We start from the raw sequence: 15,565 nt of genomic DNA on the forward strand, positions 1-15,565 counted from the left end.
CATGGTTCAGTTCTCGCTCCCCAAGAATTCCAGGATCCGCACCGGCAAGACCTGGCCGAAGCCAGAGGGCGCAAAGAACGTGCGGAAGTTCCAGATCTACCGCTGGAACCCCGATGACGGCGAAAATCCGCGGGTGGACACCTATTTCGTCGACATGGACAGCTGCGGCCCGATGGTTCTTGACGCGCTGATCAAGATCAAGACCGAGATCGACCCGACGCTGACGTTCCGGCGGTCCTGCCGCGAAGGCATCTGCGGGTCCTGTGCGATGAACATCGACGGGATCAACACGCTGGCCTGCATCTACGGGCTGGACGAGATCAAGGGGGATGTGAAGATCTACCCCCTGCCGCATATGGCGGTCATCAAGGACCTGATCCCGGATCTTACGCATTTCTACGCCCAGCACGCCAGTATCATGCCCTGGCTGGAGACCAAGACCAACCGCCCGGCGAAGGAGTGGCGGCAGTCGATCGAGGACCGGAAGAAGCTGGACGGGCTTTATGAATGCGTGATGTGCGCGTCGTGCTCGACGTCGTGCCCGTCCTATTGGTGGAACAGCGACCGCTATCTGGGTCCGGCGGCTTTGTTGCATGCCTATCGCTGGATCATTGACTCACGGGACGAGGCGACGGGGGAGCGGCTGGATCAGCTGGAGGACCCGTTCAAGCTGTATCGCTGCCACACGATCATGAACTGCGCCAAGACCTGCCCCAAGGGGCTGAACCCGGCGAAGGCGATCGCCGAGATCAAGAAGATGATGGTCGAGCGGGTGGTGTAACCCTTGCCGCTGCTGCTGCTGGTTCTGGGGGTCGGGGTTTACCTGTTCCTCTGGCACCAGTGGCGGACGACGACGCTGACGCGCGACTGCCGCTGGCGGCTGGACCGGCGCGAGGCGCCGGACTTCTGGCGCTGTGCGGTCTGCGGGGCCGAGGCGCGGGGGGCAGAGCCCAGGGATTGTCTGCGGGCGCGGCGGTAGGGCTGGTTTCCGCTTTTCCCGCGCGAGGTGATGGTGCCTCCGGGTCAGGAATAGCGTTCCACCGTCGCGGCCATGTGGTCATCGTAGCGGTCGCCCCAGGCCCAGCCGACGGGGAGGAGGCGGTCGATCTCCTGCCGGTCGTCGTCGGTCAGGTCGATCTCGGGCGCCATGGCCCAGGCGCGCAGGTGATCGGCCGTGCGGGTGCCGGGGATGGGGATGATGTGGGGCGCGCGGTCGAGAAGCCAGGCCAGGGCAAGCGCGGCGGGGGTGAAGCCGCGTTGCCGCGCGAAGGCGTGGAAGGCGTCAAGCCGCGTCTTGTTGTGCGGCCAGTTTTCGGGCGCAAAGCGGGGGATGCGGCTGCGAAACTCGTTCGGGGCGAAGGTGGCGGGGTCGGCCATGGGCGTTCCGAAGGCACCGCGGGCGAGGGGGGAGAAGGGGACGAAGGCCACGCCAAGCTGCGCGCAACGCTGGATCAGGCCAAGTTCCGGCGTGCGGGTCCAGAGCGAGTATTCGCTTTGCACAGCCATCACCGGATGGACGGCGTGGCAGCGTTCCAGCGTATAGGGGCCGACTTCGGAAAGGCCGTAGCCGAGGATTTTCCCTTCCTCATGCAGGCGTTGCATGGTGCCGGCAAGGTCCTCGGCCGGGATCCGGGGGTCGTGGCGGTGGGCGTAGAACAGGGTCACGTGGTCCAGGCCGAGGCGTTTCAGCGAGCCTTCCAGTTCGGTACGCATGTGCTCGGGCCGGTTGTCGATGCGGCGGGCGGGGTCGTCGGTGAAGGCGGCCTTGGTGGCGATGTGGGGGCGGTGGCCTGACCGTTTCAGCCAGGTGCCGATGAAGGTTTCGCTGACGCCCTTGCCATAGCCGTTGGCGGTGTCGAGGAAGGTGATCCCGGCCTCCCAGGCGGCGTCGAGAGTGCGCAGGGTTTCGGCCTCGGTCGTAGGACCGAACATGCCGCCGAAGGAGAGGCAGCCAAGGCCGAGGGCGGAAACGTCAGGGCCGGAGCGGCCGAGTTTGCGGGTTCTCATGGCGTAACATAATGCAGGCCCTGAAACCGGGCGCGCAGGGCGCGGGTGCGGGGCGCGATTGTTTCGGGGGCGTTGGAGCGCAGGGCCTCGGCGATGAGCGCGGCGAGGGCAGGGGCGTCGGCGGGGGTGACGCCGCGGCGGACGAGTTCCGGCGTGCCGATGCGGAGGCCGTTCATGTCGCCCGGCACGTCGGGGAGGGGCAGGCCGATGCCGCAGGCGAGGAAGCCCGCCTTGCGGAGCGTCTTGGAGGCGGCCTGGCCCCCGCCGAAGGGGGCGGCCTCGATGGCGAACTGGTGCGAGGTGGTGGCGCCCCGGTCGGCGGCAAAGACGGGCAGGCCGAGTTGGGTGAGTTCGCGGGCGAGGGCCTTTGCGAGCTCCACCATGGCCCTGGCATAGGCCGCGCCGTGGTCGCGCCAGTCGAGGAGGGTATAGGCCAGCGCCGCCGATTTCGCGGCGTCGAAGTTGGCGGTGAGGCCGGGGAAGGCGATGGCGTCGAGACGTTCGGCGATGGTGGCGTCGTTGGTGACGATCAGGCCGCCGGCGGGGCCGCCGAGGGACTTGTAGGTGGACATCGTCATCAGATGCGCGCCCTCGGTGAGCGGGTTGGCCCAGACCCCGCCCGCGATGATGCCGCATTGATGGGCGGCGTCGAAGAGGACCTTGGCGCCGACCTGATCGGCGATCTTGCGAACCTCGGCGACCGGGTGGGAGAACAGGTTCAGGCTGCCGCCAACTGTGATGATCTTGGGGCGGACGGCGTGGGCGAGGTCGTGAAGTGCTGCAAGATCAAGCGTGTAGCCGTCGGCGTCGATGGGGGCGGCGTGGGTGGTCAGCCCGTAAAGCCCCGCGCAACCGGCGGCGTGGTGGGTGACGTGGCCGCCGATGGTGGCGGGGGGCGCGATGATGCTGTCCCCGGGCTTGGCCAGCGCCATAAAGCCGTAGAGGTTGGCCAAGGCGCCAGAGCCGACGCGAATCTCGGCGTAACGCGCCTGGAAGATTTCGGCGGCGAGTTCGGCGGCGATGACCTCGATCTCCTCGATCGCCTCCAGCCCCATTTCATACTTGTCGCCGGGGTAGCCCAGCGAGGGGCGCGAGCCGAGGCCGGAGGCCAGCGCCGCCTCGGCCCGGGGGTTCATCACGTTGGTCGCGGGGTTGAGGTTGAAGCAGTCCTGATCGTGGATCTGCAGGTTCGCCTGGATCAGCGCCTCGATCCGGTCGGCCACGTGGGGAGAGGGCCGGGAAGCGGTGGCGGCAAGGATCTGGACTTGCGCCTCGCAGGCGGGGGGCACCCAGGGGCGGGGGGAGAGGTGGGGCATGGGGCGGGCTCCTTCACCCCCTCATGGATACAGAGGGGGGAAGGTTCCGCAAGGGCGGCCCTAGGGATGCCCGACGTAGATCACGATCTTGCCGGTGGCGCGGCCCGTCTCGCTGAGTTCCTGGGCCTTGGCCGTGTCGTTCAGGCCGAATTCGGCGCCGATCACGGGGCGGACCTGACCCGCGTCGACCATCCGGGCGAGTTCGGTCAGGATCGCGGCGTTGGGGTCGATGAAGACGTAACCGGCGCGCTTGCCTTCGGCTTTGGCGCGCTCCTCGGACGGGCGGTCGGTGATGGAAACGAGCATCCCGCCGGGTTTGAGGACGCTCCAGGATTTCTCCTGCACCTCGCCGCCGAGGGTGTCGAAGACGACGTCCATGTCCTTGGCAACACTTGCGAAATCCTGGCAGCGGTAATCGATCACCTCATCCGCGCCCAAAGACTTCACCAGCGCAAGCTTGGCGGCGGAGGCGGTGGCGGTGACATGCGCGCCCCTGGCTTTCGCAAGTTGCACGGCGATGGAGCCAACGCCCCCGGCCCCGGCGTGGATCAGCACCCTTTGCCCAGAGGTCAGGTTGGCGGTGGTGAAGAGCGATTCCCACGCGGTGATCGAGACGAGGGGGAGGCTCGCCGCCTCGATATGGCTGATGGTGGCGGGCTTGAATGCGATCTCGCTTTCGCGGACGGCAATGAACTCGGCATAGGCGCCGTTGCGGCGGATGTCGGGGCGGGAATAGACTGCGTCGCCGGGCTTGAACTTGGTGACCGCCGCGCCGGTTTTCTCAACGATGCCAGAGACATCCCAGCCCATGATGAGTGGCATCTCATAGGGGATGTACGACTTCAGGTAGCCCTTGCGGATCTTCCAGTCGACCGGGTTGACGCTGGTGGCCACAGTGCGGATCAGCACGTCGTCGTCATTGAGGGTGGGGAGGGGGGCGTCCTCGATCCGGATTTCGGAGGGGTCGCCATAGGCGTGGATGCGGGCGGCTTTCATAGGGGGACCAATCGGTTGGGGAGCTTTGCCCGGACATAGGGCGCTCCGCTCCGCTGCTCAAGGGGTCAGGCGAAAGCCGCCTCCAGCGCGATTTCCACCATCGCGCCGAAGCTGCGTTCGCGCTGGTCGGCGGGCAGGGCTTCTCCGGTCGTGATGTGGTCGGAGACGGTGAGGATCGCCAGCGCCCGTGCGCCGTGGCGGGCGGCGACCATGTACAGCTCGGCGGCCTCCATCTCGACCCCCAGGCAGCCGTGGCGGACAAGTTGTTCCGACAGGTCGGGGCGTTCGTCGTAGAAGGTGTCCGAGGAATAGATGCCCCCGACATGGACGGGCGTGCCCTTGGCGGTGGCGGCAGCGTAGGCCTTTGAAAGCAGGTGGAAATCAGCGCAGGGGGCGAAGTTGAGTTCGCGGAAGATCGTGCGCGAGGGCGAGCCGACGGTCGAGGCGGTCTGGGCCAGGATCACGTCGCGGACCTTGACGCTTTCAGGCAGGGCACCGGCCGAGCCGATGCGAATCAGGGTCTTCGCGCCATAGTCGCGGATCAGTTCGTTGGCATAGATCGACAGCGACGGCATTCCCATGCCCGAGCCGTGGATCGTCACGCGGTGGCCGTTCCAGTTGCCGGTATAGCCCAGCATCCCCCGCACCTCGTTCACCAGAACCGCGTCCTTCAGGAAGGTCTGCGCGGCCCAGCGGGCGCGGTAGGGGTCGCCGGGCAGAAGAACGGTTTCGGCGATGTCGCCCGGCTTGGCTCCGATGTGGAAGGTCATGAACGCGCTCTCCAGGGCAGATGTGACGACATGCTATGAAGCGTCGCGCAGGCGCAGACAAGCAAATCGGTTGGCCAGCCGCGATCTGGCGCGGTATTCGGGGGCCGGGGGCAACGGACGGGGGCCGGGCTTGGACTATGACGTGACGCTGATTGCCGGTCACCGCGAGGCGCTGCTGGCGCGGACGCTGGAGTCGTTTTCGCGCGACGTCTTTCCGAACTTCCCGATCCGCCGCCTGATCGCAAATATCGACCGATTCATGGGCGACGATGCCGAAGGCGACCGCTGCGAGGCGCTGATCCGGCGGCATTTCCCGGAGGCGCTGATCTTCCGGCCGGCGACGCCCGATTTCGCCTCGGCGGTGAAGCGGACCTGGGAGGCGACAACAGCGCCGCGCGTGTTGCATCTGGAGGACGACTGGATCGCGCTGGAGCCGTTCGGGCCGGAAAGGATCGAGCCTCTGTTCGAGCCGGATGTCGGGGCGGTGACCTTCATGTGCGTGACCAAGCATACGCGGGGGCTGCGCCACCAGACCGCGCGCCGGGTGGTCAGGAAGGGGCGGCGGATCGTCGAGGATGTTCTGGTGAACGCCTTTTCCACCTCGCCCGGGGTGTTCGACGGCGCGTTCCTGCGCGAGGCGGCGCGGCGGATGCGGCCGGGGCTGGACCCGGAAAAGCAGTTCTACCGGCAGATCAACCCGGAGCTGGAGGCCCATGCGCTGCCCAGGCGATGCATGTTCCTGCGCGGCAGCACGCGCCGAGAGCTGGTGGCGGACATCGGGCGCCAGGCGCGGGCGGATGTGGGGCTGGTCAAGCTGTACGAGAACGGCGCTTCGGTCTGGCGCAAGGCCGAAGTGCCGCCCGATGCCGGGTGAGTCGGGATCAGCTTTCCGGGATCGTCGTCAGCGACTGCGTCGCCGGGTCCCAGGTCATGCGGAAGGTGCCGGGCTCGGGCCTGTTGAGCAGTTCGCCCGCGATGGTGACCTGAAGAAGCTGCCGGTCGTCGTCCGGGATCAGCGACCAGTCGAGGACGACGAGGCTGTGCTGCGCTTCGCCCACGAAGACGTTGATCTCGCGCCCGATGCCCTCGGCGGTGAACATGCGCGGGGCGGTCGAGCAGGAGAGTTTGCCCGAGTCGAGGATCAATGCGGGGTCCTCGGGGCCGAGGAGGAAAGCCGGCAAGACGGCGTCGTCGGGGAGGCTGAGCGTGCCGCCCTGCGCGGAACAGGCGGCCTGGTGGTAGTCGAGCAGCGATTGGAGCGCCTGGGGACGGTCCTGCGCGGCCGCGGGGCTGGCCAGCGCCAGAAGCAGGGCGGCGCGGATCCTCATTGCAACTGCCATTCGCTGCCGGTCCAGAGGAAGCGGACGGTTTCGCCCCGGTCGTTCGGGGCGATGAGATAGGTGATGCCACCTTCGGTCACGGTGTCCCAGGAGTGCAGCAGGAGCGAGCCGCGGGTGCCGTCGATGACAGTATCGACGCCGCAGCCGGCGGTGCCGCAGTAGAGGCTGGTCGAGGTCGAGCACCGGAACGCCCCGCTGTCGACGACCCAGTCGAGCGTGCCGTCGCCATTCAGGTCCACTGGCGTAATGGCTTCGGGGGCGGCGGTGAAGGTGCCGTCGCAGATGCCCTTGGCCTCTTCGACGATGGCGGCGACTTCGGGCGGTGGGTCCTGCGCAAGGGCGGGAGAGGCGAGGAGGATCAGGGCAAGCGCGACGCGCATGGAGGGGCCTTTCGGTTGCAGACGCGCCCTTGGTAGGGCGCGGCAAACCGGTGCGAAAGGCAGGAAAACCCTATTCGGCGGCGACCTTGGCAGGATCGGCCAGGGCCACGAGGTCCAGCATGATCCGGTTCAGCTGGAAGTCCTTGGGCGTGTAGACCTGGGCGACGCCCATCGCCTTGAGCGTCCTGGCATCATCGTCGGGGATGATGCCGCCGACGACGAGCGGTTGGGTCAGGCCGTGCTGGCGCATGAGGTCGAGCGTTTCGCGGATCAGGGGGATGTGGCTGCCGGACAGGATCGACAGGCCGATCACGTCGGGCTGTTTCTCGGCGGCGGCGGCGACGATTTCCTGCGGGGTCAGGCGGATGCCGTCATAGGTGATCTCGATCCCGCAGTCGCGGGCGCGGGCGGCGATCTGCTCGGCCCCGTTGGAATGACCGTCGAGGCCGGGCTTGCCGAGGAGGAGGCGAAGGGGGCGGCCGAGTTTGGTGGCCACGGCGGCGACGGCGTCGCGGACGGGTTCAAGGCCCTCGGTCCGGTTGGACGGGTTCCGGCTGACGCCGGTGGGCGCGCGGTATTCGCCGTAAAGCGCGCGCATCGCCCCGCCCCATTCGCCGGTTGTGACCCCGGCCCTGGCGCAGAGGATCGAGGCGGGCATGATGTTCTCGCCCGATTGCGCGGCCTGGCGGAGGGCGGCGAGGGCTTCGGCGACCTTCTGCGGGTCACGGGCTTCGCGCCAGGCGGCCAGGCGGGCGCATTGGTCGGCCTCGGCCTGCGGGTCGGCCTGCATGATCGCGCCTTCGCCGGTGGCGAGGGGGGATGGTTCGGTGGTGGTGAAGCGGTTGACGCCGACCACGGTGGTCGCGCCGGATTCGATGCGGGCGAGACGTTCGGCGTTCGCTTCGACCAGGCGGCCCTTCATGTAGGCGATGGCGGCGACGGCCCCACCCATCGCGTCGATACGGGCGAGTTCTTCCAGAGCCCCGGCCTTCAGTTCGTTGACTTTGCGCTCGATCGCGGGGTTGCCGTCGAAGAGGTCGTCATATTCCAGCAGGTCGGTCTCGTAGGCCAGGATCTGCTGCATGCGCAGCGACCATTGCTGATCCCAGGGGCGGGGCAGGCCCAGCGCCTCGTTCCAGGCGGGCAGCTGGACGGCGCGGGCGCGGGCGTTCTTCGAGAGCGTGACGGCCAGCATTTCCAGCAGGATGCGGTAGACGTTGTTTTCCGGCTGCTGTTCGGTCAGGCCGAGAGAGTTGACCTGCACCCCATAGCGGAAGCGGCGGAACTTCGGGTCGGCGATGCCGTAGCGGGATTCCAGCAGCTCGTCCCAAAGCGCGGTGAAGGCGCGCATCTTGCACAGCTCGGTCACGAAGCGGATGCCGGCATTGACAAAAAACGACATTCTGCCCGCCATTGCCGGGAAATCTGCCGCCGGGACTTTCACTTTCAGATCATCCAGCACCGCGCAGGCGGTGGCCAGCGCGAAGGCCAGTTCCTGTTCCGGCGTGGCCCCGGCCTCTTGCAGGTGGTAGGAACAGACGTTCATCGGGTTCCACTTCGGCAAGTGTCTGCCGGTGTAGGCCGCGACATCGGTGATGAGGCGGAGCGAGGGCTCGGGCGGCAGGATGTAGGTGCCGCGGGAGAGGTATTCCTTGATGATGTCGTTCTGCACCGTGCCCTGGAGTCTGGACACGTCCGCGCCCTGTTCCTCGGCCACGGCGATGTAGAGCGCCAGAAGCCAGGGGGCGGTGGCGTTGATCGTCATCGAGGTGTTCATCTGTTCGAGCGGGATGTCCGCGAACAGCGCGCGCATGTCGCCGAGATGGGCGACGGGCACGCCGACCTTGCCGACCTCGCCCCGCGCGCGGGGGTCGTCGCTGTCATAGCCGGTCTGGGTCGGCAGGTCGAAGGCCACCGAGAGGCCGGTCTGACCCTTGGCGAGGTTGGTGCGATACAGCGCGTTCGAGGCCGCGGCGGTGGAATGGCCGGCATAGGTGCGGAAGAGCCAGGGTTTTTCTGCGGTCATCGGAGCCTCGCGAGTCGCGTCGGTAATTTTATTGCGTCAAGGATGGAATATGGGAAAGATCATGCCGTTGTCAATCGCTGCGCTGCGGCGATGCTCCTCGTCCGCCTTCGGCGTCTCGTCGCGGGACGGGGCCGAGGCGTGACGAAGTCATCGACGCGGGGGCCGGTTTGGGGCAGGCTTTGCCGATGTTCGGCACGGTTGCGGTTCCCGTCTGGTTGCTGGTTCTGATCCTGGGGTTTGCCGCGATCAGCTTTGCCACGCATTTCCTGTTCCCCAGCGTGCGCTGGTTCTTCCGGCGGCGGGCAGAGAAGGCGCTGTCGCAGCTGAACGCGCGGCTGGACCGCAAGATCGACCTGTTCAAGCTGGCCCGGCGGGCGGACATGGTGGCGCGGCTGGCCTATGACCAGAAGGTGGTCGAGGCCGCAATGGCCCATGCGGCCGAGACGGGCGTGCCGGGGGAAGTCGCCTTCGAGGAGGCCCGGCGCTATGCCCGCGAGATCGTGCCGGGCTTTTCGGCGACGGTCTACTTCGGCTTTGGCACTCGGGCGGCGAAATGGCTGAGTCGGCTGCTGTTCCGGGTGCGGGTCGGCAAGGTGGATCAGGCGCTTCAGACCATCGACCCGAAGGCGACGGTGATCTTCGTGATGAACCATCGCAGCAACATGGACTATGTGCTGGTGACCTGGCTGGTCTCGGACCGGTCGGCCATCAGTTACGCGGTGGGCGAATGGGCGCGGGTCTGGCCCCTGTCGGCGCTGATCCGGTCGATGGGGGCCTATTTCATCCGGCGCGGCAGCCGGAACGCTTTGTATCGCCGCGTGCTGGCGCGCTATGTGCAGATGGCGACCGAGGAGGGGACGACGCAGGCGATCTTCCCCGAAGGCGGGCTGTCGCTGGACGGGCGCGTGGGGCCGGCAAAGCTGGGGCTGCTGAGCTATATCGTGGAGGGCTGGGAGCCGGGGGACCGCGATGTGGTCTTTGTCCCGGTGGGCCTGGCCTATGACCGGGTGCTGGAGGACCGGGTGCTGATCGAGGCGGCGCGGTCGGAGACGCGGCGGTTCCGCAACCGGCCTCTCTGGGTCGCCTGGCACGCGATCGGGTTCCTGTGGGCGCGGTTCCGGGGCCGGACGAAGGGGTTCGGGACGGCCGCGGCGGGGTTCGGCGCGCCGGTCAGCCTGCGTGAGCATCTGGCAGGCGGCGGGACCGTCGATACTTTGGGTGAGCGGCTTATGTCCTCGATTGCCTCCGTCGTGCCGGTTCTGCCTGTCCCCCTTGTCGCCAAGGCGCTGGGCGAGGGTGCGGCGAGCCGCGACGAGCTGCTGGCCCGGGTAGAGGCCCTGACCCGGCGGTTGCAGGCTGCGGGGGCCGTTCTGAGACTGCCACCGCAGGGCCCGGCAGTCGTGCTGGAAGAGGGTCTTCAGCCGCTGATCCGGCGCGGCGTGGTCGACGCGGCCTTGCAGCCGGTGGCTTCCGAGCGTGCCTTGCTGGCATTCTACGCGGCATCGGTGCCGGAAACCGATCTTGCTGCAACGCCGCAGACATAAAATTTCAAGATAGGCCGTTAAGACTATTGCAAAATTGCGCGCAGGAAGTTTACCTGCTGCCAAGGGCGCGGCGATTCTGCGGCGCGGCATAAGGTTGGAGGCTATGTTGGCTTTGGATACGCAAAACGCTGCTGTGATCTACGACGCGCCGAAGAAGGACCTTTACGAGCTGGGTGAGATGCCGCCCCTGGGCCATGTGCCGGCCAAGATGTATGCCTGGGCGATCCGGCGCGAGCGGCACGGGGCCCCTGACCAGTCGTTCCAGGTCGAGGTGGTGGATACCTGGAAGATCGACAGCCATGAAGTGCTGGTCATGGTGATGGCGGCGGGCGTCAACTACAACGGGGTCTGGGCGGGCCTGGGCCAGCCGATCAGCCCGTTCGACGGGCACAAGGCGGCCTATCACATCGCGGGGTCGGACGCGGCGGGGATCGTCTGGGCGGTGGGAGACAAGGTCAAGCGCTGGAAGGTCGGCGACGAGGTGGTGATCCACTGCAACCAGGACGACGGCGACGACGAGGAATGCAACGGCGGCGACCCGATGTTCAGCCCCAGCCAGCGGATCTGGGGCTACGAGACGCCGGACGGCAGCTTCGCCCAGTTCACCCGGGTGCAGGCCCAGCAGCTGATGCCGCGCCCGAAGCATCTGACCTGGGAGGAATCGGCCTGCTACACGCTGACGCTGGCCACCGCCTACCGGATGCTGTTCGGGCATGAGCCACATGATCTGAAACCGGGGCAGAACGTGCTGGTCTGGGGCGCCTCGGGCGGCCTCGGGTCCTATGCGATCCAGCTGATCAACACGGCGGGGGCCAATGCGATCGGGGTCATCAGCGACGAATCGAAGCGCGATTTCGTGCTGGGCCTGGGCGCAAAGGGTGTCATCAATCGCAACGAGTTCAAATGCTGGGGGCAGCTGCCCAAGGTCAACAGCCCCGAATACAACGAGTGGCTGAAGGAGGCGCGGCGCTTCGGCAAGGCGATCTGGGACATCACCGGCAAGGGCGTGAACGTCGACATGGTGTTCGAGCATCCGGGCGAGGCGACTTTCCCGGTCTCGAGCCTCGTCTGCAAGAAGGGCGGCATGGTGGTGATCTGCGCAGGCACCAGCGGGTTCAACTGCACCTTCGACGTGCGCTACATGTGGATGCACCAGAAACGCCTGCAAGGCAGCCACTTCGCGCATCTGAAGCAGGCGTCCTCGGCCAACAAGCTGATGATCGAGCGGCGGCTGGACCCCTGCATGTCCGAGGTCTTCCCCTGGGCCGACATCCCCAAGGCGCATATGCTGATGTGGAAGAACCAGCACAAGCCGGGCAACATGGCGGTGCTGGTGCAGGCGCCACGGACCGGCCTGCGCACCTTCGAGGACACGCTGGAGGCGAGTCGCTTGAATTAGAGTCAACCTTTAACTACCTATTCACCCCTCGACCTTCGAACTGTGCTTTACTGGCCTGGTCCTGCGCGCCTTCGTAACGGGCCGCGCAGGGGGCGAGCGCTGGCGGCCGGGGGATTGATGCATCACGAATGGGTCTTCGATGTGTTGCAGGACATGCTGTCCTACGCGACATTGAACGGGCTGCCCCGACTGGCGGAACAGGTCGCAGAGGCGTTGGAAGTGGCGCGCGAAGAGATTGCGGCGCTGGACGGTCCCTGCGATCCGACGGACGGGCCAGCGGACGGGGCGCCGAAAACGGTGCGCGGGACGAACCGGCAGACGCATTGACGCCTTACGCCCGGCCGCGACTGGCGCTAGGATTGCCGTCATGCAGGCCCCCGCGCTGATCTTTTCCGACGACCAGGCCGAGGCCTATGATCGCCTGACCGCAGGGTTTCTGGGGGCCGGCATCGACCTGACCGAGGGCAGTCTGACCCCGCTGGCCGAGGGTCGGACCAGTGTTCTGGCGGTTGTCGGCAAGGCGGGATCGGGCAAGACGATGCTGCTGGCCGAGCTGTATCGCGGGCTGAAGGCGGCCGGCGTCGAGGTGATCTCGGGCGATTATGAAGGGCGCAAGCGCAAGGACCGGCGGACGCTGGCGATCCTTGCACCGACGAACAAGGCGGCGTCGGTGCTGCGGCTGCGAGGGGTGCCGGCGACGACGATCCACCGGATCCTTTACACTCCGGTCTATGACCCGGAATACGAGAAGATCGCCGAATGGCTGGCGGGGACAGGCTCGCGGCCGGCGGCGGGCAACCTGGCGATTGCGGGGCTGACCGATCTGGCGCTTGACCGGGCGCAGGCGTTCTACAGCCAGGTGGCCTCGATTCCCGGCGCGCTGGCGGCGGCGGGGCTGAAGGGCAGCGATTTCATCAAGGGCTGGAAGCGGCGGGAGGAGCCGCTGGACGTGGGCTTCGTCGACGAATCCTCGATGCTGGACGAACGCCAGTTCGAGGACCTGCGGGAAATCTTTCCGACGCTGGTCCTGTTCGGCGATCCCGCGCAGCTGGCCCCTGTCGGGCAGTCCGGCGAGATGGTGTTCGACAAGCTGTCCGAGGGCCAGAAGCTGATCCTCCACCGCATCCATCGGCAGACGCAGGACAACCCGATCCTGGACCTGGCCCATGCGCTGGGCGATGACCGGCTGGGGTTCGAGGACTTCGAGGCGCTGGTGCAGGAGAAGGCGCGGGACGACGACCGGGTGGTCTGGGCCGAGCGGGTCGAGTCCGGGCTGATGGCGCGGTCCCCCGTCCTGGTCTGGCGCAACGCGACGCGGGTGCGGCTGATCCAGGCCTTCCGGGGCGCCTTCGGCGCGCCCGAGGATGCGCTTTTACCGGGCGAGCCGCTGATCTGCGACGGGATCGAGCTGCCCCTCAAGCACCGCAAGAAACGGATCGACCTCGAGGCGCGGGGCCTGATTAAGGGCGCGCAGGTGATCTACCTGGGCGAAGGCAATCGCGAGGGGTTTGCCAGGCTGCACGTGGTGGGGGCAGAGGAGCCGCAGTTATCGGCGGCAAGCATCATCAAGATCGAGAAGCCTGACGAGGAAGAGCCCTTCATCCCGCACGCCGCGCGGATGGGCGCGACCTTCCTGCACGGCGCGGCGGTGACGATCCACAAGGCGCAAGGCAGCCAGTGGGACGAGGTCCAGGTCTTCGCGCCCGACCTTTATGCGGCGGCACAGTCCGGGCGGTCCGAGGCAGGGGTGCCCTTGTGGAAGCGGCTTGCCTATGTGGCCATCACCCGGGCGCAGACGCGGCTATACTGGGTGGTGCGGAACCGTCTGGCGCGGCCTTCGGGGCCATTGACGGTAGACGACCTGCGGCGCGAGCCCTCTCTCCTGGCGCTGGATCAGGCCGAGTGAGGCTTTCCCTTCGCCGCGCGGCGGGCTAGATTCGACGCAAGACAGGAGGCCCCGATGGCATTGGTATTCGTCCAGTTCCGCTGCACGCCCGGCATGACCTATGCGGTCGCCAATGCGATCTGGGACCGGGAAGTGGTCAGCGAGCTTTATTCGACCAGCGGCGACTACGACCTGATCGCCAAGGTCTACATCCCCGACGATCAGGATGTCGGGCATTATCTGTCGTCGAAGCTGTTCGACATCCCCGGCATCCAGCGGACGCTGACAACGATGACGTTCAAGGCGTTCTGATCGGCTTCGAGATCGGGCAAGACGTTCGGATAGGTGACACCGACCGGGGTTCCACCCCGGACCCCGGAGTATTTGGGAAAAGAGCAAATCCCGTTGGGCAGGTCAAAGCCAGGCGGCGCGGCCGGTTCCCACGGCAAGCGAGACATTGGCGTAGCCGTCACGCGCGAGGAGCGCGTCGAGGCCGGTGGCGACCTTCGGGACCATCGAGATGCCCTGATAGACCATCGCCGTATACAGCTGCACAGCCGTCGCCCCGGCGCGGATCTTTTCATAGGCCTGTTCCGCCGACCCGACGCCTCCGACCCCGATCAAGGGCAGGAGGCCATGGGTGAGTTGCGACAGCCGCGCCAGCACTCGCGTGGACTTTTCGAACAACGGCGCACCGGAAAGGCCGCCGATTTCGCCACGATTTGCAGATTTCAAACCTTCTCGCTGCAAGGTGGTGTTGGTTGCGATGATCCCGGCCACCTTGGCGGCAAGGGCCACATCGACGATATCCTCCAGTTCGCCGGTCGAAAGATCCGGGGCGATCTTCAGAAAGACCGGGATCGGCCGGGCAAGCCGGAGCCGCGCCTCCATCACCTGGGCCAGGAGCCCGGCCAGCAAGGTCCGGCCTTGCAGGTTGCGCAGGCCCTCGGTGTTGGGAGAGCTGACGTTGACGGTGGCAAAGTCGACATGAGGGCCGCAGTGAGCCAGGACCTTGGCGAAGTCGGCGGCGCGGTTGTCCGAGGTCTTGTTGGCGCCCAGGTTCAGACCGACCGGAACCGGGCCCCGGGTGCGGGCGGCAAGTCGGGCGCCGATCGCCTGCATGCCGTGGTTGTTGAAGCCGAAGCGGTTGATCGCCGCACGGTCCTCGGTCAGCCGGAAGAGGCGCGGGCGGTCGTTGCCTGGCTGCGGCAGCGGCGTCGCGGCGCCGACTTCCAGAAAGCCGAACCCCGCGCGGGACAGGGCGGCGATGGCCTGCGCGTTCTTGTCATAGCCGGCGGCCAGACCGACCGGATTGAGCAGCGGCAGACCGGCAAGGGTGACATGCAGGCGCGGCAGGTCCACGGGGCCAGGCAGCGGTGCAAGGCCCATCCGCAGGGCGAGGAGCGACAGTCCATGCGCGCGCTCGGGGTCCAGACGGTGCAGCGCGGCAAGGCTGAGACGCTCGATCGCTGTCACCATAGCCCCTCGGGGAAGATGTGACCGGTCGCACCAAGGGGAAGGGACTTGTCCCAGACGACCTCATCCAGCCGCAGGGGGCGGTAGAGATGCGGGAAGAGCTGGCCGCCCCGCGAGGGTTCCCATTTCAGCGCCGGCCCCAGCCGGTCGGGGTCGAAGGCCACAAGGACCAGATCGCTTTCGGTGGCGAACCACTTCGCCGCGGTCTCGGCGACCTGGGCGGGGGTGGAGAAATGGATATAGCCGTCGGCAAGATCGACCGGCGCGCCAAGGGTTTCCCCGGCGGCCTTGAACGCATCCCATTCGGGGCGGCGGAAGATCTTGAGGATCAGCATGCTGGCCGAATAGCGAAGGTTGACGCGGCTGGCAATGGGATGCCCATCATCACCTGTCTGTCACGATTTCGGGCGATCAGTTTGACAGCCG

General features: G+C 67.0%; 17 protein-coding genes. 8 read left to right on the top strand and 9 right to left on the bottom strand.

All coding sequences use genetic code 11. The features are described from left to right. The first annotated feature begins 1 nt into the window (after position 1). Both D5084_RS08395 and D5084_RS08400 read left to right on the top strand, forming a co-directional pair. Positions 2-781, top strand: coding sequence for a succinate dehydrogenase iron-sulfur subunit (locus D5084_RS08395; protein WP_128515080.1), 780 nt, complete (start codon positions 2-4; stop codon positions 779-781). Positions 782-784: 3 nt separating this feature from the next. Further along, the gene (locus tag D5084_RS08400; protein ID WP_128515081.1) at positions 785-979 is read left to right on the top strand and encodes a hypothetical protein; all 195 of its coding nucleotides are present in this window, start codon (positions 785-787) and stop codon (positions 977-979) included. Between the two features lie 44 nt (positions 980-1,023). Here D5084_RS08400 and D5084_RS08405 read toward each other — a convergent pair whose 3' ends face one another. The 4 genes from D5084_RS08405 to deoD form a co-directional block, all read right to left on the bottom strand. Beyond that, positions 1,024-2,007, bottom strand: coding sequence for an aldo/keto reductase (locus D5084_RS08405; RefSeq protein WP_128515082.1), 984 nt, complete (start codon positions 2,005-2,007; stop codon positions 1,024-1,026). After that, positions 2,004-3,323 (bottom strand): serine hydroxymethyltransferase, encoded by a 1,320-nt coding sequence (gene glyA, locus D5084_RS08410; RefSeq protein ID WP_128515083.1) that lies wholly within the window; start codon positions 3,321-3,323, stop codon positions 2,004-2,006. Before glyA ends, D5084_RS08405 begins: the two co-directional genes overlap by 4 nt. A gap of 60 nt (positions 3,324-3,383) precedes the next feature. Beyond that, entirely contained in the window at positions 3,384-4,319 is a 936-nt protein-coding gene (locus D5084_RS08415) for an NADP-dependent oxidoreductase (RefSeq protein WP_128515084.1), read from the bottom strand. Positions 4,320-4,384: 65 nt separating this feature from the next. Beyond that, on the bottom strand, positions 4,385-5,089 hold the full coding sequence (deoD, locus tag D5084_RS08420; protein ID WP_128515085.1) for a purine-nucleoside phosphorylase: 705 nt from the start codon (positions 5,087-5,089) through the stop codon (positions 4,385-4,387). A gap of 70 nt (positions 5,090-5,159) precedes the next feature. Between deoD and D5084_RS08425 the strand changes: the two genes are divergently transcribed. Beyond that, a complete protein-coding gene (locus tag D5084_RS08425; RefSeq protein ID WP_128515086.1) occupies positions 5,160-5,963 on the top strand; it encodes a glycosyltransferase family protein in 804 nt (267 codons plus the stop codon). A gap of 7 nt (positions 5,964-5,970) precedes the next feature. Here D5084_RS08425 and D5084_RS08430 read toward each other — a convergent pair whose 3' ends face one another. The 3 genes from D5084_RS08430 to D5084_RS08440 all read right to left on the bottom strand — a co-directional run bounded on the left by D5084_RS08430 (position 5,971) and on the right by D5084_RS08440 (position 8,835). Next, positions 5,971-6,429 (bottom strand): hypothetical protein, encoded by a 459-nt coding sequence (locus D5084_RS08430; RefSeq protein WP_128515087.1) that lies wholly within the window; start codon positions 6,427-6,429, stop codon positions 5,971-5,973. Continuing rightward, complete coding sequence (locus D5084_RS08435) at positions 6,414-6,809, bottom strand: hypothetical protein (protein ID WP_128515088.1); 396 nt, start codon at positions 6,807-6,809, stop codon at positions 6,414-6,416. Before D5084_RS08435 ends, D5084_RS08430 begins: the two co-directional genes overlap by 16 nt. Positions 6,810-6,879: 70 nt before the next feature. Then, positions 6,880-8,835 carry a methylmalonyl-CoA mutase family protein gene (locus D5084_RS08440; protein ID WP_128515089.1) on the bottom strand — a complete coding sequence of 652 codons (1,956 nt, stop codon included), beginning with the start codon at positions 8,833-8,835 and terminating at the stop codon, positions 6,880-6,882. Positions 8,836-9,020: 185 nt separating this feature from the next. On the opposite strand from D5084_RS08440, the gene D5084_RS08445 reads away from it, so the two are divergent. From D5084_RS08445 to D5084_RS08465, 5 genes are all read left to right on the top strand, one after another. Next, on the top strand, positions 9,021-10,379 hold the full coding sequence (locus D5084_RS08445; protein WP_128515090.1) for a 1-acyl-sn-glycerol-3-phosphate acyltransferase: 1,359 nt from the start codon (positions 9,021-9,023) through the stop codon (positions 10,377-10,379). A 106-nt stretch (positions 10,380-10,485) separates the two neighbouring features. After that, positions 10,486-11,778: a crotonyl-CoA carboxylase/reductase gene (gene ccrA, locus D5084_RS08450; RefSeq protein WP_128515158.1), complete on the top strand. Its 1,293-nt coding sequence runs from the start codon at positions 10,486-10,488 to the stop codon at positions 11,776-11,778. A gap of 117 nt (positions 11,779-11,895) precedes the next feature. Next, complete coding sequence (locus D5084_RS08455; RefSeq protein WP_128515091.1) at positions 11,896-12,105, top strand: hypothetical protein; 210 nt, start codon at positions 11,896-11,898, stop codon at positions 12,103-12,105. Positions 12,106-12,145: 40 nt separating this feature from the next. Beyond that, a complete protein-coding gene (locus D5084_RS08460) occupies positions 12,146-13,684 on the top strand; it encodes an ATP-dependent DNA helicase (RefSeq protein WP_128515092.1) in 1,539 nt (512 codons plus the stop codon). Positions 13,685-13,738: 54 nt separating this feature from the next. Next, positions 13,739-13,975 carry an Lrp/AsnC ligand binding domain-containing protein gene (locus D5084_RS08465; RefSeq protein WP_128515093.1) on the top strand — a complete coding sequence of 79 codons (237 nt, stop codon included), beginning with the start codon at positions 13,739-13,741 and terminating at the stop codon, positions 13,973-13,975. Positions 13,976-14,077: 102 nt separating this feature from the next. On the opposite strand, the gene D5084_RS08470 is transcribed toward D5084_RS08465, so the two are convergent. Beyond that, positions 14,078-15,142 carry a quinone-dependent dihydroorotate dehydrogenase gene (locus tag D5084_RS08470; RefSeq protein ID WP_435532670.1) on the bottom strand — a complete coding sequence of 355 codons (1,065 nt, stop codon included), beginning with the start codon at positions 15,140-15,142 and terminating at the stop codon, positions 14,078-14,080. Continuing rightward, positions 15,136-15,474, bottom strand: a complete 339-nt coding sequence (locus D5084_RS08475; protein ID WP_128515095.1) for a DUF952 domain-containing protein — start codon at positions 15,472-15,474, stop codon at positions 15,136-15,138. Before D5084_RS08475 ends, D5084_RS08470 begins: the two co-directional genes overlap by 7 nt. Positions 15,475-15,565: the final 91 nt, after the last annotated feature.

It is taken from the genome of Tabrizicola thermarum, from assembly GCF_003574395.1.
Lineage (GTDB): Bacteria > Pseudomonadota > Alphaproteobacteria > Rhodobacterales > Rhodobacteraceae > Tabrizicola > Tabrizicola thermarum.